This is a genomic window from Marinobacter sp. SS5-14b, assembly GCF_030541005.1.
In the GTDB taxonomy this organism is placed as follows: Bacteria; Pseudomonadota; Gammaproteobacteria; order Pseudomonadales; family Oleiphilaceae; genus Marinobacter.
The window spans coordinates 577935-597535 of the sequence record NZ_JASSVM010000002.1; the positions used below are offsets into that span (position 1 = coordinate 577935).

Below are 19601 nucleotides of genomic sequence, written 5' to 3' on the forward strand. Positions count from 1 at the left end.
TACACCTCTTGTTATGCGGGTTCGATAGCACACAGGGTGCACTTGGTCTCTTGCATCTGCGTGACCGAGTCGTACCCGTATGTCTGAACGGTATTGGTAGATTCACCCAGGACATAAGGATCAGAGCCCTTGGGGTACTTGTCTCTCAAATCCTTACCTTCGAGGTGTCCGCCGAAGTGGAACGGCATGAAGGCAACGCCTTCGCCGACCCGTTCGGTGACCATGGCCTTCACCTTGATACGCGCGCCTTCCGGGCCTGAGACCCAGACGTCCTTGCCGTCACGAATGTTCATGTTATTCGCGTCGCGTGGATTCACCTCAATGAACATGTCCTGCTGAAGCTCGGCAAGCCATGGGTTCGACCGCGTTTCATCACCGCCACCTTCGTATTCCACCAGTCGACCGGAGGTCAGAATGATGGGGAAGTCCTGGCTGAAGTCTTTCTTCTGGATCGACTCGTACAGGGTTGGCACCCGCCAGAAGGTCTTGTCGGCGTAGGTCGGGTAATCTGCGACCAGATCGCGACGGTTGGTGTACAGGGGTTCGCGGTGCAGCGGCACGGGGTCCGGGAAGTTCCAGACGATGGCGCGGGCCTTGGCGTTACCAAAGGGCGCACACTCGTGCTTGATGGCAACACGCTGGATGCCGCCCGACAGGTCGGTCTTCCAGTTGGTGTTGGCTCCGGCAACGGCATCAATGCTTGCCCGCTCCTCGGCAGTGAGATCGCCGTCCCAGCCCAAGTCCATCAGCATTTGCATGGTGAATTCCGGATAGCCGTCCTTGATCTCGGAGTCTTTGGAGTAAACGCCGTCCGCCAGGATGTTCTGGCCGTTGTGTTCAACTCCGAAGCGGGCGCGGAAGGTGAGGCCGCCCTTGGACACCGGCACCGACATATCGTACAGAACGTGGGTTCCCGGATGGTTCATCTCGGGCGTGCCCCAGCATGGCCAGGGCAGGCCGTAGGTATCACCATCGCAAGGACCGCCCACTGCGCGCAGTGTGGTCTTGTCGAAGTGGTGCTGGTTCGCCATGTGTTTCTTGAGGCGCTCCGGTGATTGGCCCGTGTAGCCGATGGTCCACATGCCACGGTTGAACTCGCGGGTGAGGTCTTCAATCACGGGCTCGTCGCCTTCAAGGGCGATGTTGCGGAACATGCGATCGGTGAAACCGAACTTGTCGGCAAACAGCTTCATGATCTCGTGATCAACCTTCGAGTCGAACAGTGGCTCAACAACCTTTTCACGCCACTGCAGCGAGCGGTTCGAAGCGGTCACTGAACCCTTGGTTTCGAACTGGGTGGTCGCTGGCAGCAGGTAGGCACCTTCTTTGCGATCGTGCAGCACGGCGGAAACGGTCGGGAAGGGGTCCACGACAACCAGCAGGTCGAGTTTTTCCATCGCCTCTTTCATTTCCAGCATGCGGGTCTGGGAGTTCGGCGCGTGGCCCCACAGCACCATCGCCCGGGTGTTATCGGGCTGCTCCAGGTTTTCTTTGGCTTCCAGCACACCGTCAATCCAGCGAGACACCGGAATGCCTTTCTCGTTCATCATGGCTCTGGACTTGCCGTCTTTGTCCCACACGGCAAAGCGGCCCTTGAGCCAGTCCATATCTTCTTCCCAGACCCGTGCCCAGTGCGCCCAGGACCCTGCGGTCAGACCATAATAGCCGGGCAGGGTGTCGGCGAGTACGCCCAGATCGGTGGCGCCCTGAACGTTATCGTGGCCGCGGAAGATATTAGTGCCGCCGCCGGCCACACCCATGTTGCCCAGTGCGAGTTGCAAAATGCAGTAGGCCCGGGTGTTGTTGTTGCCATTGGTGTGCTGGGTTCCGCCCATACACCAGATCACAGTGCCAGGCCGGTTGTTGACCAGAGTGCGGGCAACGCGTTCGAGTTGCGCGCCGGGGGTGCCGGTCACCCGTTCAACTTCTTCCGGATTCCATTTTTTGACCTCGGCACGAATGTCTTCCATGCCGTAAACCCGGGTACGAATGAATTCCTGATCTTCCCAGCCGTTCTCGAAGATGTGCCACAAAATGCCCCAGATCAGCGCGACGTCTGAGCCCGGACGGAAGCGCACATACTCGTCGGCATGAGCCGCGGTGCGCGTGAACCTTGGGTCACACACAATCAGTGGTGCGTTGTTTTCTTCCTTGGCCTTCAGTACGTGCAGCAACGATACCGGGTGCGCCTCGGCCGGGTTGCCCCCGATGATGAAAATCGCCTTGGAGTTGTGGATGTCGTTGTACGAGTTGGTCATCGCACCGTAGCCCCAGGTGTTGGCTACCCCTGCGACGGTAGTGGAGTGACAGATCCGGGCCTGGTGGTCAACGTTGTTGGTGCCCCAGTAGGCGGCGAACTTGCGGAAAAGATAGGCTTGTTCGTTGTTGAACTTGGCGCTGCCTAACCAGTAGACGGAATCCGGGCCGCTCTCATCGCGGATCTGCAACATTTTGTCGCCGATTTCATTGATCGCCTGATCCCAGGGGATTTTCTGCCACTGGCCGTTGACCATTTTCATCGGTGATTTGAGGCGACGCTCACCGTGGGCGTGCTCGCGCACCGAGGCGCCTTTGGCGCAGTGAGCCCCCATGTTGAAGGGGCTGTCCCAACCCGGTTCCTGCCCGATCCAGGTGCCATTCTGGACCTCTGCTTCCACCGTGCAGCCGACTGAACAGTGGGTGCACACGGTCTTTTTGCGGACGATGTTTCCGCCCTCGGTGGACGGCGTTGCGGCCTGGACTCGCGTCGATGGTAACGACAAAGCCGCCAACCCACCCACGGCAACACCGGAGGCTGTCAGAAAGCCCCGTCGGTCCATGGTGGTAGCAGCGAGGGATGAAAGTAAAGAACCCGCACGGGGGCCTTTCGCAACCCCGTTGGTTTTCTTTCTTAACATGACCAATACCTCTCTCTTTTATTATTCTCGTTTTGCCGGAAGTGGGGCCATCCAAGAGCATCACGCAATCTTGAAAGCCTCACGTTCCGTTAAAAGCGAGCCGATTCGAAATATTTGCGTGTGTGTTCAGTGTCACGCAGGCCGCGGCTTTTCGGTGCGTCTTTCACGACTTCCGCTGCGGCGTTGGGTGCAACTGCCATTGCCACGGCAGCCGGGGCTGCAGCGACGGCCATCCGCAAGAAATGGCGGCGGCTGTTCTCCTCATTACGGTTGTCCATCGGACATCTCCACCTGAGTTAAGGGGTCGGGCAGATCCCGGTTACTGAATTGCAAAGGCGTCCGCTTCTACGGTCATAAAGGCTCGCCCTAACGAGCCCACAGGCGTGTAGAAAATGGCGCTTTGCGCTTCTTCCAGATCGGTAAAAAACAGTCGCGCCCACTTTGCCATGTGCGCTTCAAAAAATGCTTTCTGCGACGGCAGGTCGCTGTCGCTCACGAACTCGCCGGTAATGATGCCCGCCATGATTTCACATAGCGTACCCATGTGATCTTCGGGCTCTTTCACGTTGTCACGGGCTTTGATACCCCTCGCCATCAGGTCGCTGCGCAGATTGGCCAAGGGCTTTTCGTTCAGGAACCCGGTCAGGTAATAGCTGGCATACGGCAGCAGTTCGCCCCGGCCAAGGCCGACGAACAGGTTGTTGTATTCCCGCTCGGCATCAGCCGGTGTGGTACGTTGCGCAAGAGCCGCAAGGTTTTTCGAAGCAGATCCGATGGGGGTGTCATCACCTTTCAGGCTCGCCAGTCCCCTCAGCAGCTCACTTGACGGTGGGTTGCTTAATAGGGTGCCCAGGAGTTGGTACATCTGGGCTCGGGCGCGATCCTCGTCACTGATGGAGCGAGGGCAGTGGCTTTCAGCGGTGTTGACCAAGTCACAGTCCTTAATGTTGTTGTTTGATTTTTGCACTATTCATCTTTATAGCTCCGAAAGATTCACGGCGCAACCAGTCCCGAGACATGTCGTACTTGTGATCATGTCTATTCAAATCTCATCCGGGGGCGATAGATTGGTGCAGGCTCTTCCTCAGCTGCGTCAGGTTCCGGTTGCCGGTTGGGGCGTGACGGCTCAATCGTTTTTTCGGGCTCGGCAGATTCGATCACGCTTGGCGGTTCCACGGATTCCGCAAGGCCGACCTGTGCCTCTGTAAGTTCCTCTGCTTGCTCTGCCCGCTTCGCCGCTTTGTCGAACATGCCCTGGCCGACTTTATACAGGGTCTTGACCACTTCGCCGGCGTGGGCGGCCTCTGTGAAATCTTCGTCGTAGTCGTTAAGGCCATCGAGCACGGCCAGGACCGGATTGGATTTCCAGAGTGCGCGCAGTGCTTTTCGGCGCAACAGTTCCGGAATTTCTTTGCGCATGAACCCGGTGATGTCAGTGCCCAGCTCGATGGTGTCTGGTTCAGGTAACCCGTACTTCTCCAACACCTCGCTTTCGGGCAAAGCCTCATTGATGGCCAGCTCCTGAGCTTCTGGAGAGGGTTCGTTCTCAACCGGCACAGAGGGGGTGGGGTCAGCTTTCTTGCTGACCTCGGCTTTTTTGCGAGACCACCGTTGCAAGCGTGATTCAGCCATTACTGTAGTTTCGGGTTTTTGATGTTTGTGGGTGCACGGTACACGTCGCTCTCCTGACGAATGCGTGGGTCGCCTTTGCCGTCTTCAATGGCGTCAATATCAACGCGGTCACGGCGGCGTTTCTTGAAGGGCTCGTTGATGAAGTGCAGATCAACAAACTCTTTGATCCAGGCCGCTAAAGACTCCGGAATGGGCACGGGTTCAACAAGGCTTTCGCCGCTATCCAGTGTGTCCAGCGCCTCATGGGCACTGGCGGTGATGCTGGAGACAACCCATCCGGAGGGGGATTGGCCGGTCGTGTCCTTGTCTAATACGATCCAAACGGAAGGAACGGCCATGTTGAGGGAAACCAGGTAGCCTTCTACGTCGGCCCGAAACAGCTCCATGGTCACGGTGCCGGCGTGGTAATCCACCGCGTCACCCTCCCGAACCATTTCTTTCCAGAATGCCTCCGGTGCTCCGGGCACCACTGCGACCGGTGTCCAGATGTGTCTGGCCCAGCGTGTTACGCCCGGCGTACGGCGAACCACGGCGCCGACGGGTAATTCGCGTTTCCAACTGTCTGTGCGACTGCTCATGACTTTTCTCTTTTATTGTCTTCTGAAGCTAGCAGAGCCGAAACAATTATCCAATTATCCAATTGTCCAAGGGCGAATGGCTGTGGCATGCTCGATGAGCCATGTCTGAAACCTATACGTATAAAAATAATTAAAAGAGTAATTTTCTGATGACGCCTAACAAAACCCTTCTGTTGTGCACCTGTGACAAAACACAGTCTTTCAGTCCTGAAGCGCTGCAAGCGGCCTCAGCGGCGGATCAGGTGATTGTTGTGGATCAACTGTGCGGCAAGGATATGGACACGGCTGCAGAACACCTGAGCGGGGGTGCTGAGGTTCTGGTGGCCTGCGGCCAACAAGCCGCGTTGTTTGAGCGCCTGGGCGAAGACGTGGAAGCTGAGTTCGGCCGATCCGCACCGTTGCACACCATTGATATCCGCGACCGCGCCGGCTGGAGCGCAGCAAACGCCAACCCCAAACGGCTTCATGCCAAGCAGGTGGCCTTGATGGCCGGCGCTCAATTGCCGGCTTCTTATGCGCCCGCGAAAGTGATCCAGTCCAGCGGCGTATGCTGCATTGTGGGCCCCACCGATCAGGCCATCCGGATGGCGGAACTGGTGCAGGATGAGCTGGGCGTTACCTGTATCGTCAATGACGCAGGGCCAATACAGTTGCCCTCAGCCGGGTATGACGTTGCCAAAGGCAAGCTGACGTCGGCCCGGGGGGCGCTAGGTAACTTCAAGCTGGAGTTTGCCCAGCTGCAAACATTGAATCCTGCCGGTCGTGGCGCGCCGGGTTATGGCGAGGTCAAGGCCACGGCCCGTAGCGAATGTGACGTCTTCATTGATCTGCGTGGCGGCGCGCCCGCGTTCCCCAGCTACCAGAAACGTAACGGCTATTTCTGGGCTGACCCGGCCAAAACCGGTGAGCTGGAGCGTATTGCCCTGACCGCCAGGGAGCGGGTGGGCGAGTTCGAGAAAACCGTGTATTTCCGTCTGGAAGAATCTCTGTGTGCCCATTCGCGGGCTAACCAGCCTGGCTGCACCCGTTGCCTGGATGTATGCCCCACCGAAGCGATTTTTTCCGCCGGCGATCACGTACAAATCGATTCCGATATTTGCGCCGGCTGTGGCTCCTGTGCGGCGGTTTGCCCGACCTCTGCGGTCACCATGAATGAAACGCCCTTTGAATCGATCGCCAAGGCTCTGGATGTGATGGCCAAGGCGTATCGGGAACATGCTGGTGAGGCGCCTCGCCTGGTCTTTCACACTCTGGGCGCGGGCTCTGAGGCGATTGCCTACCTGGCTCGCTATCACGATGGCCTGGCGGACGATCTGATTCCGCTTGGGTTGGAGCACATCGACCGCATCGGTCATGCCGAAATCCTGGCCGCCTTCGGTGCAGGTTATGCCGAAGTGTTGCTACTGGCGGACAACGAGATAGACCGCCGAGCTGTTGCTGCGGAAGTTGAACTTGCCCAGGCCATGCTGATTGGCACCCATAACTCACCCAGCCGGATTCGGGTGGTTGCAGCGGAGGAGCTCGGCGAAGCTGGCGACAATGCCGGGCGCGTGGGTGATCCGGTCTTGCTGGTGGGTGGCCGCCGTGATGTCACCCGGGTTGCGGTCAGCGCGATGGCGGACAAGATCGACGCGCCCATCCAGTTGCCGGCAGGTGCGCCTTACGGTGCCATCGAAATCAATTCCGATAAATGTACGCTTTGCCTGGCCTGCGTGTCTCTATGCCCGACCGGCGCCCTGGGCGATCATCCAGACCGGCCAGAAGTTCAGTTCACCGAGAATGCCTGTGTTCAGTGCGGTGTATGCGAGAGCACCTGCCCGGAGACGGCCATCACGCTCAAACCGCAGCTGGATCTGTCCAAGGCAGCATTAAGCGCCCGCGCCCTGCATGGCGAGGATCCGTTCGAATGCATCAAGTGTGGAACCCCCTTCGGGGTGGCCAGTACCATCAACCGGATTGTTGAGAAGCTGGAAAATCAACACTGGATGTACACCAAATCTGACAATGTTCAGCTCATCAAAATGTGCGACGACTGCCGCGTCAAAGCCCAGTTCCACGGCGACAGCGCGCCGATGGCGGGCGGCGAGCGCCCTCGGGTTCGCACCAGCGATGACTATCTGGACAGCTAAAATTTAATCAGGACTCTTTATGGTTCAATACGTTAACGCCGACAAAAGTAATCTGATCGGTACCGATGCGCCCCGGCCGCAGGATAAAAATCCGAAGGGCATTGGTCGCATCATTGCGATTGCCTCGGGCAAGGGTGGCGTGGGCAAGTCGACCGTGGCTTCCAATCTGGCGGTGGCACTGGCGTCCAAGGGCCTCAAAGTGGGGCTGCTGGATGCCGACGTGTACGGTCCCAGCCAGCCCCGTATGCTGGGCGTGTCGGGTCGCCCATCCAGCCCGGACGGGCATACCATTCTGCCGCTGCGCAATCATGGGGTAACCTTGATGTCGCTGGGCCTGATGACCCCGGAAGACGAAGCCATCGTCTGGCGCGGGCCCATGCTGATGGGTGCCCTGGAACAGATGATGAACCAGGTCGACTGGGGCCGGTTGGACGCGCTGCTGGTGGATCTTCCGCCGGGCACCGGTGATGTTCAGATGACCCTGAGCCAGAAGTTCTTCGTTGCTGGCGCAGTCATTGTCTCGACACCCCAGGATATCGCGCTGATGGACGCGCGTAAGGGCATCGACATGTTCAACCGGATGGAGGTGCCGCTGTTTGGCTTGATTGAGAACATGGCGTCTTTCGTGTGCGACGGTTGCGGCAAGCAGCACCATCCCTTTGGCTCCGGCGGCGCAAAGGCCGAAGCCGAAAAGCTTGGGGCACCTTTCCTGGGCGAAATTCCGCTGGATCTCGATATCCGTATCGGATCGGATGGCGGCGTTCCGATTGTGGTGTCGAAGCCGGAAAGCCTGCAGTCCAAGGCGTTCCAGCGGATCGCTGATGAAATTATCGCCTCTGACGTCTACGCCCGAGCCATCTTATGAGTCAGTCACCTCAATTCCCGCCACTGCTCTCGGGAGAAGTGGTGCCTAGACATACTGACCCGTTCGACAAGGCCGTTAGCAGCGCCATCGCAGGAGTCGATTCGGGTACGATTTTTTATTCCGAGGAAAGCGACACCTTGCGTGCGGCTCTGGTGTTGGCACCCGAAACGCCTTTGGAAGAGGCTATTCAGGCGGTGTACGTGGCCCAGATCGGCCTGGCCGAGAGTCTGGGTGCCCTGGCACCGCCGGAAGTGCCGGTGTTTTTCCAATGGCCAGACCGCATCAAGGTGAATGGTGCGGTGTGTGGCGGCGTTCGCTTTGCGGCGGATGTTTCCGACCCAAGGGCGCACCCGAATTGGCTGGTCATTGGTATTCAGGTGCCGTTTACCTCGACAACCAACGAGCCTGGCGAGAACCCGGACGAAACCTGCCTGCAAGAGGAGGGGTGCGCCGAAATCACTCCCATGGCACTGCTGGAAAGCTGGTCCAAGCACACCCTGCTGTGGCTGACCTACTTTATGGATGACGGGTTCAAACGTATACACAACGAGTGGCGCCCTCGCTGTGACACCCTCGGTCAACAGATCGAATACCCACGACCGGGACTGTTTGTGGGCCTGGACGACAAAGGCCGGATGCTGTTACGTCAGGATGTCATGACCGAGACCTTGAGTTTGATTGAATTCGCGGAGCATGCATGAAACTGGCCCGAACCCTGCGCCTGGACGTATCCGATGACAATGTGTTCGACCTGCCCGCGCCAAGTGGCGAATGGGCAATCTCGGGCGGATTTGAATTTTCTAACTGGACGGAAGCAAACCTGAAGGGCAAGGCCCGTCAGGCTTTCAGTAATGGTTGGTACAGCATTGAATCTGGTGGCCGTGCCACCTTCGTGGGGGTATGCAACATCACCGACGCGGAACTGGAGCAACTACGCCGCACTCTGGCGCAAACGTTTGTCGAGTGTTACGGCGCGCCGGATGTGGATGCGGCTTACCCGGTGGCCTGCGAGGAAATCGACCAGATGCGCAACATGTGTGAAGACTTTGAGGAGAACACCCTGCTGATGGTCAGTCGTACCCTGACCGAGCTGGGTGTAGAGGAAACCTATCGCTCCCGGGCACCGCAAGATGCCTCATTGGAGGCCTTTGCGGTACACGGTAGCGTTGAGTGATGCCGGCGAGTGATTACAGCCCGAAGCTGCTGTAAGGAATAAACCGCACAGGGCTGCCCGGCTCGATTTGCCGGGCGCTCTCATCCAGTTCTACCAGGCCCTCAGACCAGGCCAGGCCGGTCACCCGTCCTGAACCCTCAGAGCCAAACACCTCCACCTTTCCGTCACGAATCCGAGCCCGCAACATCTCGCTGCGCCCCGGTTTCTTGTTTTTGGAGAAGTTGGCCGGCATTTCATAGGCCTGGGGCTCGAACCACTCGCCTCCTGCCAGCAGCGCCATCGCCGGCGCGCCAAAGCGCAGCGCACACACCCAGGCGGCAACTGGATTGCCCGGCAAACCGACCACGGGTGTGCCCTGAAACATGGCTAACGCCAGCGGTCGGCCCGGTTTGATGGCGATGCGCCAGTTGCTGATGTCGCCATGGGCTTTCAGGATTTTCGAGACATGGTCTTCGTCGCCGGCGGAAATGCCGCCACTGGTCAGGATCAGGTCGCATTGTTCTGCACCCCGTTCCAGCGCCGCTTTGACGTCGTCGGCCCGGTCCAGCACATGGCCCAGGTCAACCAGCTCATAGCCAAGCTGCGCCACCAGAGCGCTCAGCATCGGGCGGTTGGCATCGTAGATTTGCCAGTCGGTGACGGTTGCGCCGACCGGCTTCACTTCATCACCGGTAGACAACACGCCGACGCGCAGCTTTTGATAGACATCAACAGACTCAACACCGACGCTCGCGAGCACAGAAATCTGGGTGGGCGTCAGGCGCGTCGACGCCGACAGAATTTTGTCCTGCGCTTTGATGTCTTCTCCAGCTTTACGCACATTGGCACCGGCTTTCAAGGTGCCTTTCAGATGCAGCTGGCCGTCGATGACTTCACAATCTTCCTCAAGAACCACCGTGTCTGTACCAGCCGGTATTACTGCGCCAGTCAGAATGCGGATGGCATGACCGGTGGGAACCGGCTCGCGGTACGGCTCCCCGGCGGCACTGCGGCCATCGACCAAAGGCAGTGCACAGGGCACCTGAGTTAACGGGCCGGCAAAGGCATAGCCATCCACCGCAGAGTTGCTGCTGGGGGGATGGGCGCGAGGCGCAAACACATCATTGGCCAGGATCCGGCCATTCACTTGGGACAGCGGGACCACGCGATCCACGCCCACAACCGGGTGCAAACGCGAACGTAATCGCTCGAGGGCCTCTTCGACCGGCGTCCAGTTAACGCCCGGGGGCAGGGCAAAACAGTCGTTGCGAAGTTCGTTCATGACGCTACGGTACTCAGAATAAAGTCGGCGATCTCACGGGTATGGTTCAGATCAAATCGAGGGCCATCAAAATCCGGCGCATAGTCGGTGGCGACCGCGATGATATCGGGGTCGTCCCGGTACAGCGGCTGCTTCGGGCATTCCTGCCGATGCACTTCAATCTTGGGGTGGGAGTGGGCTTTGAAGCCCTCCACCACCACCCAGTCGCAGGGCCCCAGCCGGGCTAGCAGTTCATCCAGTGTTGGCTCTTCGTCGCCTCGCAGTTCGTGCATGATGGCAAAGCGCTGCCCGCCGGCGAGAATGACCTCCCGGGCTCCGGCATCACGGTGCCGGTAACTGTCGGTGCCGGGTTGGTCGACATCCACACTGTGATGGGCGTGTTTGATGGAGTTAACCGTTAAACCCCGGCTCGATAATTCCTGAATCAGGGCACTGGCCAAGGTGGTCTTACCGCAGTTTTTCCAGCCCACAATGCCGATAACATTCACGTCAGGTGTTGCTCCGCCCAGGCCAGATCTTCTGGTGTGTTAATGTTGAAAAAGTCATGCTCGCCAAACAGCACCAGGGTTTCGCCCTTGGCTCGGGTCCATTGGCGGATCTTGCGCACGCCGCTATTTAGTTCGGCGCGCAGATCTTCCCGCAGTGCCACCGGCCAACGGCCAAAGGTCGGCTGGGCGATCTTGCCGCGCTCAGGATCCGGGGTGGCGGCCAACACCACCGGCGTGTCGAAGCCAGTCAAGCGTTTAGCCAGATCCATCGGAAAGGCCGGCGTGTCTGATGCCACGGTAATCAGCCATTCATACCCGTGTTCTGCCGCCCAGTCCATGCCCGCGAGAATGCCCGCCAGTGGCCCCGCATAATCGGCGATGGTATCCGCCACCACCGGTAAACCCAGATCGTCAAAGCGGCTCAGATCGCCATTGGCATTCAACACCACGGCATCAACCTGCGGTGTGATTCGATCAATCACGCGCTGGATCAACGACCGGTCGCCCAGCATCAGCCGCCCTTTATCACCACCGCCCATCCGGTTGGCCTGGCCACCGGCCAGAATCACCGCGCAATCTGTCATGCTACGCTCCTGTTAATCATTCCGAGCGCCCTTGCGCTGCATTTTCTTGTTGTCATCCGGAATCTGCGACAAGTCCTGATCAAACACCAGTCGGTGCTGGCCACTGAGGCAAGTGAATTTTTTGCCCCGCATCCGCCCGATCAGCGTTAACCCGACCTGCTGCGCAATATCGACACCCCAGGCGGTAAAACCGGACCGGCTGATCAGGGTGGGAATGCCCATCAAGGCTGTCTTGATCACCATTTCAGAGGTCAGGCGGCCGGTGGTGTAGAGAATTTTATCGGCTGCCAGGATGTTGTTCAGGTGCATCCAGCCTGCGATCTTGTCGACTGCGTTGTGGCGCCCGACATCTTCCATGTACGCCAACACCTCTCGGCCCTGGCACAAAGCGGTGCCATGGATGGCGCCGGTTTCCATATACAGGCTGGGAGTGTGGTTGATCTGGAACGACAGATCATAAAAGGTGCTGGTGTGTACGGGCGTGTCTGGCAACGACAGCCCCTCTAGCCCGGCCATCATGTCGCCGAACACCGTCCCGACCGCACAGCCGGAGGTGCGGGTTTTCTTTTCCAGTTTGTCTTCGACATCGGTAACGCCAGCAGTACGAACCACCACCACTTCGAGCTCTTCGTCGAAATCAATCCCGGTCACCTGATCAGAGCTTTTCAGCATGCCCTGATTCAGAAGAAAACCCAGGGCCAGATACTCTGGGTGATCGCCGATGGTCATGGCGGTGACGATCTCCTGACTGTTGAGGTAGATGGTCAGGGGGCGCTCCTCGATCACGCTGATCGATTTGGACTGGCCATGTTCGTCAATGCCTTCAACCGCACGGGAAAGGCGCGGATCTTCTGGGTTCGGCAAAAGAGGTGTTATCGTCATTTTTGTTATAGCCACTCTGAAGACGCTGAATCGTCTTTTAATTACGGACGTTGACAGAGATTAGCCTATTTGGCATTTCGGAAAAACAGCGACTTGTGGCCAATAAAACCCCAAGCGTTGTTGGGTTTTATTGGCCTGGCCGGAGGGCTTACTTTGCGTTGGGGAAGAACAGCTGCTGGCCATTCACTTTGAAGTTGGCAATTGCTTGTTGGCCGTCATCGGAAATCAGCCAGTTGTGCCATTGTTTTGCGAGATCGTGTTTGAGATGCGGATGTTTTTCTTCAGACAGCAGCAGGCTGCCGTACTGGTTGAACAATACCTCGTCGCCCTCAAAAAGTAGCGTCAGGTTCTGTCGGTTTTTAAAAGCTACCCAGGTGGCGCGGTCTGACATCACGTAGGCATCCATGGCAGCCGCAGTGTTGAGTGTTGGTCCCATGCCGCTGCCGAGTTCGCGATACCAGTCGCCATCGGGTTCGACACCTGCGTTTTGCCAAAGGCGCAGTTCAGCCCGGTTGGTGCCGCTGTCATCGCCTCGTGAGGCAAAAGGTGCTTTGACTTCAGCGATAGCCGCTAAGGCTTCGGCAACATTTTGTGCCGAGCGGATATTGGCGGGGTCATTGGCCGGGCCAATCAACACGAAGTCGTTGTACATGACATCCGCACGTTCAGTGGCGTAGCCATTGTCAATAAAGCGCTGCTCGCCGGCGGTGTCGTGCACCAGAAGACTGTCAGCGTCGCCCCGGCGGGCAATTTCAAACGCCTGCCCGGTGCCGACGGCCACAACCCGCACCTGGATGTCGGTGGCATCTTCAAAGAGCGGAAGGATCGAGTTGAACAGCCCGGAGTTTTCCGTCGAGGTTGTAGAGGCCAGAGTGATGTAGTCTTCAGCCGCGGCGCTGAATGTCAGGCCGGTGGTGGTAATGACTGCAAACACAAGTTTTAACGTCTTATTCATTGTTTTTGTTCTCCTGCTGTTTTTCAGGGCTACCCGTTGGGCAACGTTTAGGTCTTGCGTCGAGATGTGAGCTACTCGATCAGTTCTCCGGCAATAAACGCCTGTGCCTCTCGGGAGGTGGGCGCATTAAAAAAGGATGCGGCGGGGGTGTGCTCGCGCACTTTTCCGCCCGAAAGAAACAGAACGTCACCGGCGAGGCGGCGCGCCTGGTGAAGGTCATGGGTGGTCATCACAATCCGCGTTCCCCGCTCATGAAATTCCTGCACGGCCGCCTCAACGGCTTTGGTTGCTGCCGGGTCCAGGGCGGAGGTGGGTTCGTCCAGAAACAGCACCGAAGGCGAGAGCGCCCAGGCTCGGGCCAGAGCCAGGCGTTGCTGTTCGCCGCCGGAAAGCACCCGTGCGGGGGTGGCGGCACATGAGGTGAGGCCAAAGCGCGCGAGGGCTTCAAGAGCCAGCTTCAGCCGTGTTTTGCGTGGCGTTTTGTTGACCGCCAGCGCGTGAACGAGGTTGGCGAGTGCCGAGCGGCGCAACAGTACCGGTTGCTGGAATACCATGGCCTGGCGCGGGCACTCTGCGGATAACCAGGACACGCGCCCTTGGGTGGGCGAAATAAGGCCGTGCGCGAGCCTCAATAGCAGACTCTTGCCAGCACCGTTGGGGCCCATCACCAGGGTAGGCCCGGTGCCCTCCAGCGTGAATGAGCAGGGGCCCAGTAGCAGCTTGCCCTGATGCCTGAACGCCACATCATCGAAGCGCAGCGACGGAAGCGGATTGGTCGCAGTGCCGGTCATCAGTGGAACGTTGAGTGAAGTCATCCCATCCGCCTTCTGGTCAGTTCACCTACGACATAAGCGCCTGCATTGACCAGCATCACCAGGGTCAGCAGTACAATCCCCAAGCCCAGGGCCAGTGGCAGGTCGCCTTTGCTGGTTTCCAGTACGATGGCGGTGGTCATCACCCGCGTGACCCCTTCAATGTTACCGCCGACCATCATGACGGCGCCTACCTCGGCGCTGGCGCGGCCAAATCCGGCCAGCAAAACGGTCAATAAAGCAAAGCGGGCGTCCCAGAGCAGGGTGGGCATCATGCGCCTACGTGACATATTCAGTGAAATGAACTGTTCCCGATACTCACCCAGAAGCTCTTCGACTTTCTGGCGCGACAGCGCTGCCAGAATGGGCAGTACCAGCACCACTTGGGCAATTACCATGGCGCTTGGTGTAAATAACAGTCCCCACTCACCCAGCGGGCCCGCGCGCGACAGCAGCAAATAAACCGTCAGCCCGGCCACGACCGGTGGCAGGCCCATCATGGCGTTAAGCGCGATAATAACGCCGCCACGGCCAGGAAAACGCCAGAGCGCAACTGCCGCACCCAGCGGAAACCCGATGACAGCCGCAATCAACACGGCCAGCAGAGAAACCTGCAGCGACAGTGTCACGATCTGGTAAAGCGTCGCGTCCAGGTTAAGTACAAGGGACAGCGCTACATACAACGCATTATTATTTTCCACAGCTGCGTCTCCTCAATATTGAGCATCCTGTCGCGTTCTATTACGCTTTGCATCAGCTAGTGAAAAATATGCAGCTTAAAACAGGAAAACAATTAGCGGATAGCAGGAGATAGCCATGCCCCTTCCCACTTACCTCACCACGGCGGAAGTTGGCGAGTATCTGCGATTGAAGGAACGCAAAGTTTACGACCTGGTCAGCCAGGGTGTGATCCCCTGCGTGCGGGTGACCGGAAAGCTTCTGTTTCCACGCCAGCGTATTGATTTGTGGCTGATGAATCACCTGGAAGGGGATGTTGCAGCCAGCACGCCCACGCCACAGGTTTTGGCAGGTAGCCAGGACCCACTTCTGGAATGGGCGATTAAAGAAAGTGGCGCTGAGCTGGCGCTGTTGTGCCAGGGCAGTGGTGATGGTGTGCAGCGGCTGCTCGATGGGCGCGCCATGCTTGCTGGAATGCACATCTGGCATCCTGAGGGTCAATGCTATAACGCCCCCTCGATTCTGGGGCTGAGTGGGATGCGCGATCTGGTGCTGATTCGGTGGGCCAAGCGTCAGCAGGGCCTTCTGCTTGACGCCAACAACCCTCACCGCATCAAGGAGCTTCAGGACATTGCCCGTCCAGGACTGCGCATCGCCCATCGGCAACCCGATGCCGGCGTCAGCCACCTGCTGCAAAGCCTGCTTTCTCACAATGATATTGATGCCAATCGCCTGACCTGGGCGCCTAACCCCTCGCTCAGCGAGGATGATCTTGCACTGGCCATCCGGCAGGGCGAAGCAGACATTGGTGTGGGTATAGAGGCGGCGGCCAGACGCCAGGGGCTGGCTTTCATACCTTTACAGCAGGAAAACTTCGACCTGGCCATGCGCCGCCGGCACTATTTTGAACCCGCTGTGCAGCGGCTACTGGCCTTTGCCGGATGCGAGCGGTTCAGCCAGCGGGCGGAAGCGCTTGGAGGTTATGATATCCGTGATTTGGGGCGGGTGGTCTATAACGCGTGAGACTGGGGCTTTCTCTGCCCGTTTAATGCATGAGTGTTTCAGGGGGGCGGCTCAGTCTGCTATCGAGGCTTTCCATCGAATCGGTAAGTATTGGGCCCTTCGCTTTTGGCCTGGTACATGGCCATATCGGCATGGCGGATTAGCGCACGGAAGCTATCGCCATCCGATGGATAGACAGAAATGCCAATGCTGAACGTGACATTCAGTACTTCTCCTTCCAGCTCGAATGGGCACGAGAATGCGTCTAGCACTTTGTCGGCAATAACACGAGCATCCTCGGGCGCTTTGATTTCATCCAGCAGGATTACAAACTCATCGCCACCCAGCCTGGCCACGGTATCGGAGTGGCGAATGAGGCTCTGAAGTCGCTCGGCCACCCCCTGAATCAATAGGTCGCCTGCCCGATGCCCCAGGGTATCGTTGATCTGTTTGAAGCCGTCAAGGTCCAGGAACAACAGGGCCATGCTCTGTTGATATCGCTGGGCGCGGGATATGCTGACCTCCACTCGGTCTTCAAGCAATCGTCGGTTTGGCAGGCCCGTTAATGCGTCCGTCTGTGCAAGTTTTTGTAAGCGATGGTTGGCATTGGTGAGATTGGCATTCAGCTCGTCGATCTCCCGGCTGAACAGGACTACGGCAAGGTCCTCGCCGAGCTCTAATGCAGAGCGCCGCTCAATCTCAATCCACGGCTCGCTCATGTCTTCTATCGTTTCTGTCCATGTGGCGAATGAACGCCTTGGGGTCAGGAATACTTTGCCTTCTGGATTGCGTTCGGCATGATCCTCCGGTCGACCTGCCCAGACTCTGCTTTGTTTTTGCCCGGGCCTGAAAAACAGTAACCAGCCAACCTTTTTCCCCGTTACGGGCAACCTGACCGCGAGCAGACCACAAGCAACGCTTTGCTCGTTCCAGTCACCAAGATTGCAGAAAAAGATGGTCCGGACGTTTATAACGGTTACGGGCGCGAACTGACGATCTGACCCGTAGCCGAATCGGTAGTGGTTGTGCAAAACTTGAACGATGTCAGAAAAAGTGGTAGTTTTTCTGACATCGAATAGGGGTGGTTTTATGTCCGTTAAAGAGGCAGTCCAGCAGCAAATCTCGGAGGTTTCACAAGGGGAACCTTTCACGAACAGCCGGTTTCTGCGGCTGGGGTCGCGTGCTGCTGTCGACAAGGCTCTGTCCAGGCTCGTAGAAGAAGGTGCTATCCAACGGATCGCACGGGGAGTTTTCGTCCGACCCAAGCAAAGTCGGTTTGTCGGCAATGTCATGCCGGACGTGTCAAGCGTGGTCGAGGTGATCGCGAGAGATCATGGAGAAACCATTCAGGTTCACGGGGCCGAAGCGGCTCGCCGCTTCAAGCTCAGTACGCAGATGCCAACGACACCGGTCTACTACACCAATGGCCCCACCCGTGAAATTCGCATCGGCAACCTTAAGGTGAAGCTCATGCACACCAGCAGTCAGAGGAAGCTTCAGCATGCCGGCAAGAGGCCTGGCTTGGCACTCTCTGCGCTTTGGTATCTGGGTAAAAACAACATCAGTACCGAGGTAGTGAAGCGGATCAAGGAAGGGCTGAGTGAAGAAGAGTTCGAGACGCTGCTTTCCTCCCGTATGCCAGCCTGGATGAGCGAGGTGTTCAGGCAATTCGAGACAGGGCGCGTTCATGGCTGAGCAGGTATTTCTCGAACTGTCCGCAGAAGAACAAAGCGATATCCTTCAAACTGTTGCGCCTCAACTGGGTCGCGGTGCACCGGTGCTGGAGAAGGACATATGGGTCTGCTGGACTTTGCAGGCTCTGTTCTCCATGCCGGGTGCGCACCCGATGGCCTTTAAGGGTGGTACGTCGCTCTCCAAAGTTTACGGCGTGATTGATCGGTTTTCCGAAGATATCGATATCACGCTGGATTATCGTGCCTTCGAAGAGAGCTTTGATCCATTCGCGGAGGGGGTGAGCCGGACCAAAACCAAGCAGTTCAGTGATCGGCTGAAAAGCCAGGTCTTTGCTTATGCGAACGAAGTGGTCGTCCCATACCTAGAAAGTGAGTTGGCCAAATTGCCAACAGCTGAGCAGCACACCGTTGAGTTGGACGATGGCGGTGAAAAGATCTGGGTCACTTACCCCTCGGTTGTAGAAGGTACTGGCGAATACATCCGTTCCCGGGTACTCATTGAGCTGGGTGGCAGGAATGTTATCGATCCCAACGAAACTCATACGGTTTCCCCGTACATCTCCGAGCTGACGCAAGGCCTCCTCTATCCGAGCAGTGAGGTCGTGGTTCTCTCTCCGGAACGGACATTTTGGGAGAAAGCCACACTCATACATGTCGAGTGCAACAGGGGCAGGCTTAGGGAGAGTGCTGAAAGGCTTTCCAGGCATTGGTACGACTTGGTTATGCTTGCAGAGCATCCTGCCGGTCAGTCAGCCGTTGAAAACCGGGAGCTGTTTGAGGATGTTGTCCGGCATAAGAAAGCGTTCTTCCATACGGGCTACGCGAACTATGACGAATGTCTGAATGGGCGGCTGAAGCTATTGCCGGAGATCGACACTCTTGAGGGCTTGCGGGCTGATTATGAGAAAATGGTGCGTGCGGGGATGATGTACTCAACACCTCCGGGCTTTGAGGAAATCGTCGACTCAATCCGGGATCTCGAAATCCGTGTTAACAGCTGGTGAGTGCCATCGGTTCCTGCCACGTCATCGGCGGGCCTGAAGAAAGGGGGCATGCTGGTGTCCGTCAATGGAATTCCTGTCAATTCTGGCTTTGGCCTATCCGGAGGATGGCGCTTTCAGGGCAAAGGTCAGAATTTTTGCGCTCAGAAAAGTCCCCTCAAAACCGTGGACACACCATGGACACAGCCAAATAAAAAGGGCCTACGTTTTCACGTAAGCCCTTGAAAAATATGGCGCGCCCGAGAGGATTCGAACCTCTGACCTCTGCCTCCGGAGGGCGCCGATTGGGGTCGGTTTGGAGTGAGGTCGGTGGGTCTAAATCGTTGTTCGTCAGTAACTTGCAGGCTGGGCGGAAGTTCAAAAAAGTTCTGTTAACACCGCTAGTTACACGTTTTATCCCAAGTTTGGGCACGCATTTGTCAGGTTGGAGATGGCTCTACCTGGACAGAATGACCACTGCCCCAGCTGCTTAATTTCTAGCTTTACAGTTTACTATGCGAACTTCAAGCTCAGAAAAAATGTCTGGTTTTAACTGTCCGAAATTGGACAGTTGTCGAGCGGGGTAGTCTGAGAGTCCGCCTGTAGAAAGCTATATTTTGCGAGAGAGTATCACCCATCGGCACTCGTTAACAGTCAAGGGTTGGCCGCATCAGAGGTTATCAAGAGTAACGGGGGGGATTCGGCAACCACATAGCTGACACTCGGGGCGATTAGTGTAGAGTTCAGACTACCAATAGCTAAAGAGCCAGTATCTGTCAGGTCGATTGACTACAGCTGAACTTTTCCAAGTAATCGGGTGTTCTTATCTCGTCCGGCGGCACGTTAATCCGGAAGAGCTGACTGCGTCGATGGGAGGGAGCTAGAAAAGCGAGGGAAAGCGACTTAGTCTGCACATCTGATTGAGTGGCCGTTGTAACGGTATGACTCGACATAGGCCATGCTTGTTAACTCTTGTATCAACCGGAGAGA

20 protein-coding genes are annotated in these 19601 nt (G+C 57.5%); 7 read left to right on the forward strand and 13 right to left on the reverse strand.

The genetic code is table 11. From position 1 onward, the window contains the following. Positions 1–11: 11 nt before the first annotated feature. From QPL95_RS06590 to QPL95_RS06610, 5 genes are all read right to left on the reverse strand, one after another. On the reverse strand, positions 12–2897 hold the full coding sequence (locus QPL95_RS06590; protein ID WP_303290208.1) for a formate dehydrogenase subunit alpha: 2886 nt from the start codon (positions 2895–2897) through the stop codon (positions 12–14). An 89-nt stretch (positions 2898–2986) separates the two neighbouring features. Continuing rightward, positions 2987–3175 (reverse strand): twin-arginine translocation signal domain-containing protein, encoded by a 189-nt coding sequence (locus QPL95_RS06595; RefSeq protein WP_303290209.1) that lies wholly within the window; start codon positions 3173–3175, stop codon positions 2987–2989. Between the two features lie 41 nt (positions 3176–3216). Next, a complete protein-coding gene (locus tag QPL95_RS06600; protein ID WP_303290210.1) occupies positions 3217–3828 on the reverse strand; it encodes a molecular chaperone in 612 nt (203 codons plus the stop codon). Between the two features lie 107 nt (positions 3829–3935). After that, positions 3936–4529, reverse strand: coding sequence for a DUF3306 domain-containing protein (locus QPL95_RS06605; RefSeq protein ID WP_303290211.1), 594 nt, complete (start codon positions 4527–4529; stop codon positions 3936–3938). After that, positions 4529–5107, reverse strand: coding sequence for a DUF3305 domain-containing protein (locus tag QPL95_RS06610; RefSeq protein ID WP_303290212.1), 579 nt, complete (start codon positions 5105–5107; stop codon positions 4529–4531). Before QPL95_RS06610 ends, QPL95_RS06605 begins: the two co-directional genes overlap by 1 nt. Before the next feature lie 149 nt (positions 5108–5256). Here QPL95_RS06610 and QPL95_RS06615 point away from each other — a divergent pair, with 149 nt between their 5' ends. Genes QPL95_RS06615 through QPL95_RS06630 form a run of 4 tightly spaced genes read left to right on the forward strand, consistent with a single transcriptional unit; the run spans position 5257 to position 9275 of the window. Further along, entirely contained in the window at positions 5257–7236 is a 1980-nt protein-coding gene (locus QPL95_RS06615; protein ID WP_303290213.1) for a 4Fe-4S binding protein, read from the forward strand. Between the two features lie 19 nt (positions 7237–7255). Beyond that, the gene (locus tag QPL95_RS06620; RefSeq protein ID WP_303290214.1) at positions 7256–8101 is read left to right on the forward strand and encodes an Mrp/NBP35 family ATP-binding protein; all 846 of its coding nucleotides are present in this window, start codon (positions 7256–7258) and stop codon (positions 8099–8101) included. After that, complete coding sequence (locus tag QPL95_RS06625) at positions 8098–8802, forward strand: biotin/lipoate--protein ligase family protein (RefSeq protein ID WP_303290215.1); 705 nt, start codon at positions 8098–8100, stop codon at positions 8800–8802. The genes QPL95_RS06620 and QPL95_RS06625 overlap by 4 nt, the downstream gene beginning before the upstream one ends. Continuing rightward, entirely contained in the window at positions 8799–9275 is a 477-nt protein-coding gene (locus QPL95_RS06630) for a DUF6505 family protein (RefSeq protein WP_303290216.1), read from the forward strand. Before QPL95_RS06625 ends, QPL95_RS06630 begins: the two co-directional genes overlap by 4 nt. 13 nt (positions 9276–9288) lie before the next feature. Here the strand turns inward: QPL95_RS06630 and QPL95_RS06635 are convergent, their stop codons facing one another. From QPL95_RS06635 to QPL95_RS06665, 7 genes are all read right to left on the reverse strand, one after another. Beyond that, on the reverse strand, positions 9289–10536 hold the full coding sequence (locus QPL95_RS06635; protein WP_303290217.1) for a molybdopterin-binding protein: 1248 nt from the start codon (positions 10534–10536) through the stop codon (positions 9289–9291). Next, positions 10533–11024: a molybdopterin-guanine dinucleotide biosynthesis protein B gene (gene mobB, locus QPL95_RS06640; RefSeq protein ID WP_303290218.1), complete on the reverse strand. Its 492-nt coding sequence runs from the start codon at positions 11022–11024 to the stop codon at positions 10533–10535. Before mobB ends, QPL95_RS06635 begins: the two co-directional genes overlap by 4 nt. Beyond that, positions 11021–11608 (reverse strand): molybdenum cofactor guanylyltransferase MobA, encoded by a 588-nt coding sequence (gene mobA / locus QPL95_RS06645; protein WP_303290219.1) that lies wholly within the window; start codon positions 11606–11608, stop codon positions 11021–11023. Before mobA ends, mobB begins: the two co-directional genes overlap by 4 nt. A gap of 12 nt (positions 11609–11620) precedes the next feature. Then, positions 11621–12490: a formate dehydrogenase accessory sulfurtransferase FdhD gene (gene fdhD / locus QPL95_RS06650; protein ID WP_303290220.1), complete on the reverse strand. Its 870-nt coding sequence runs from the start codon at positions 12488–12490 to the stop codon at positions 11621–11623. Between the two features lie 148 nt (positions 12491–12638). After that, positions 12639–13445 carry a substrate-binding domain-containing protein gene (locus QPL95_RS06655; protein WP_303290221.1) on the reverse strand — a complete coding sequence of 269 codons (807 nt, stop codon included), beginning with the start codon at positions 13443–13445 and terminating at the stop codon, positions 12639–12641. Between the two features lie 71 nt (positions 13446–13516). Beyond that, positions 13517–14260, reverse strand: a complete 744-nt coding sequence (locus tag QPL95_RS06660) for an ATP-binding cassette domain-containing protein (protein WP_303290222.1) — start codon at positions 14258–14260, stop codon at positions 13517–13519. Beyond that, positions 14257–14958: an ABC transporter permease gene (locus QPL95_RS06665; RefSeq protein ID WP_303290223.1), complete on the reverse strand. Its 702-nt coding sequence runs from the start codon at positions 14956–14958 to the stop codon at positions 14257–14259. Before QPL95_RS06665 ends, QPL95_RS06660 begins: the two co-directional genes overlap by 4 nt. Before the next feature lie 115 nt (positions 14959–15073). On the opposite strand from QPL95_RS06665, the gene QPL95_RS06670 reads away from it, so the two are divergent. Then, positions 15074–15958, forward strand: coding sequence for a helix-turn-helix transcriptional regulator (locus tag QPL95_RS06670; RefSeq protein WP_303290224.1), 885 nt, complete (start codon positions 15074–15076; stop codon positions 15956–15958). A 59-nt stretch (positions 15959–16017) separates the two neighbouring features. Here QPL95_RS06670 and QPL95_RS06675 read toward each other — a convergent pair whose 3' ends face one another. Continuing rightward, the gene (locus QPL95_RS06675; RefSeq protein ID WP_303290225.1) at positions 16018–17088 is read right to left on the reverse strand and encodes a sensor domain-containing diguanylate cyclase; all 1071 of its coding nucleotides are present in this window, start codon (positions 17086–17088) and stop codon (positions 16018–16020) included. On the opposite strand from QPL95_RS06675, the gene QPL95_RS06680 reads away from it, so the two are divergent. Both QPL95_RS06680 and QPL95_RS06685 read left to right on the forward strand, forming a co-directional pair. Continuing rightward, entirely contained in the window at positions 17027–17632 is a 606-nt protein-coding gene (locus tag QPL95_RS06680; protein WP_303290226.1) for a DUF6088 family protein, read from the forward strand. The genes QPL95_RS06675 and QPL95_RS06680 overlap by 62 nt on opposite strands. Beyond that, on the forward strand, positions 17625–18635 hold the full coding sequence (locus QPL95_RS06685) for a nucleotidyl transferase AbiEii/AbiGii toxin family protein (protein ID WP_303290227.1): 1011 nt from the start codon (positions 17625–17627) through the stop codon (positions 18633–18635). Before QPL95_RS06680 ends, QPL95_RS06685 begins: the two co-directional genes overlap by 8 nt. The last annotated feature ends 966 nt before the right edge of the window (positions 18636–19601 follow it).

What these genes read in the sequence shown, in the direction of transcription:
- QPL95_RS06590 (WP_303290208.1), bottom strand. Translation starts at nt 2,897, where the DNA reads ATGTTAAGAAAGAAAACCAACGGGGTTGCGAAAGGCCCCCGTGCGGGT.
- QPL95_RS06595 (WP_303290209.1), bottom strand. Translation starts at nt 3,175, where the DNA reads ATGGACAACCGTAATGAGGAGAACAGCCGCCGCCATTTCTTGCGGATG.
- QPL95_RS06605 (WP_303290211.1), bottom strand. Translation starts at nt 4,529, where the DNA reads ATGGCTGAATCACGCTTGCAACGGTGGTCTCGCAAAAAAGCCGAGGTC.
- QPL95_RS06610 (WP_303290212.1), bottom strand. Translation starts at nt 5,107, where the DNA reads ATGAGCAGTCGCACAGACAGTTGGAAACGCGAATTACCCGTCGGCGCC.
- QPL95_RS06615 (WP_303290213.1), top strand. Translation starts at nt 5,257, where the DNA reads ATGACGCCTAACAAAACCCTTCTGTTGTGCACCTGTGACAAAACACAG.
- QPL95_RS06620 (WP_303290214.1), top strand. Translation starts at nt 7,256, where the DNA reads ATGGTTCAATACGTTAACGCCGACAAAAGTAATCTGATCGGTACCGAT.
- QPL95_RS06625 (WP_303290215.1), top strand. Translation starts at nt 8,098, where the DNA reads ATGAGTCAGTCACCTCAATTCCCGCCACTGCTCTCGGGAGAAGTGGTG.
- QPL95_RS06630 (WP_303290216.1), top strand. Translation starts at nt 8,799, where the DNA reads ATGAAACTGGCCCGAACCCTGCGCCTGGACGTATCCGATGACAATGTG.
- QPL95_RS06635 (WP_303290217.1), bottom strand. Translation starts at nt 10,536, where the DNA reads ATGAACGAACTTCGCAACGACTGTTTTGCCCTGCCCCCGGGCGTTAAC.
- mobA (WP_303290219.1), bottom strand. Translation starts at nt 11,608, where the DNA reads ATGACAGATTGCGCGGTGATTCTGGCCGGTGGCCAGGCCAACCGGATG.
- fdhD (WP_303290220.1), bottom strand. Translation starts at nt 12,490, where the DNA reads ATGACGATAACACCTCTTTTGCCGAACCCAGAAGATCCGCGCCTTTCC.
- QPL95_RS06655 (WP_303290221.1), bottom strand. Translation starts at nt 13,445, where the DNA reads ATGAATAAGACGTTAAAACTTGTGTTTGCAGTCATTACCACCACCGGC.
- QPL95_RS06660 (WP_303290222.1), bottom strand. Translation starts at nt 14,260, where the DNA reads ATGACTTCACTCAACGTTCCACTGATGACCGGCACTGCGACCAATCCG.
- QPL95_RS06670 (WP_303290224.1), top strand. Translation starts at nt 15,074, where the DNA reads ATGCCCCTTCCCACTTACCTCACCACGGCGGAAGTTGGCGAGTATCTG.
- QPL95_RS06680 (WP_303290226.1), top strand. Translation starts at nt 17,027, where the DNA reads ATGTCCGTTAAAGAGGCAGTCCAGCAGCAAATCTCGGAGGTTTCACAA.
- QPL95_RS06685 (WP_303290227.1), top strand. Translation starts at nt 17,625, where the DNA reads ATGGCTGAGCAGGTATTTCTCGAACTGTCCGCAGAAGAACAAAGCGAT.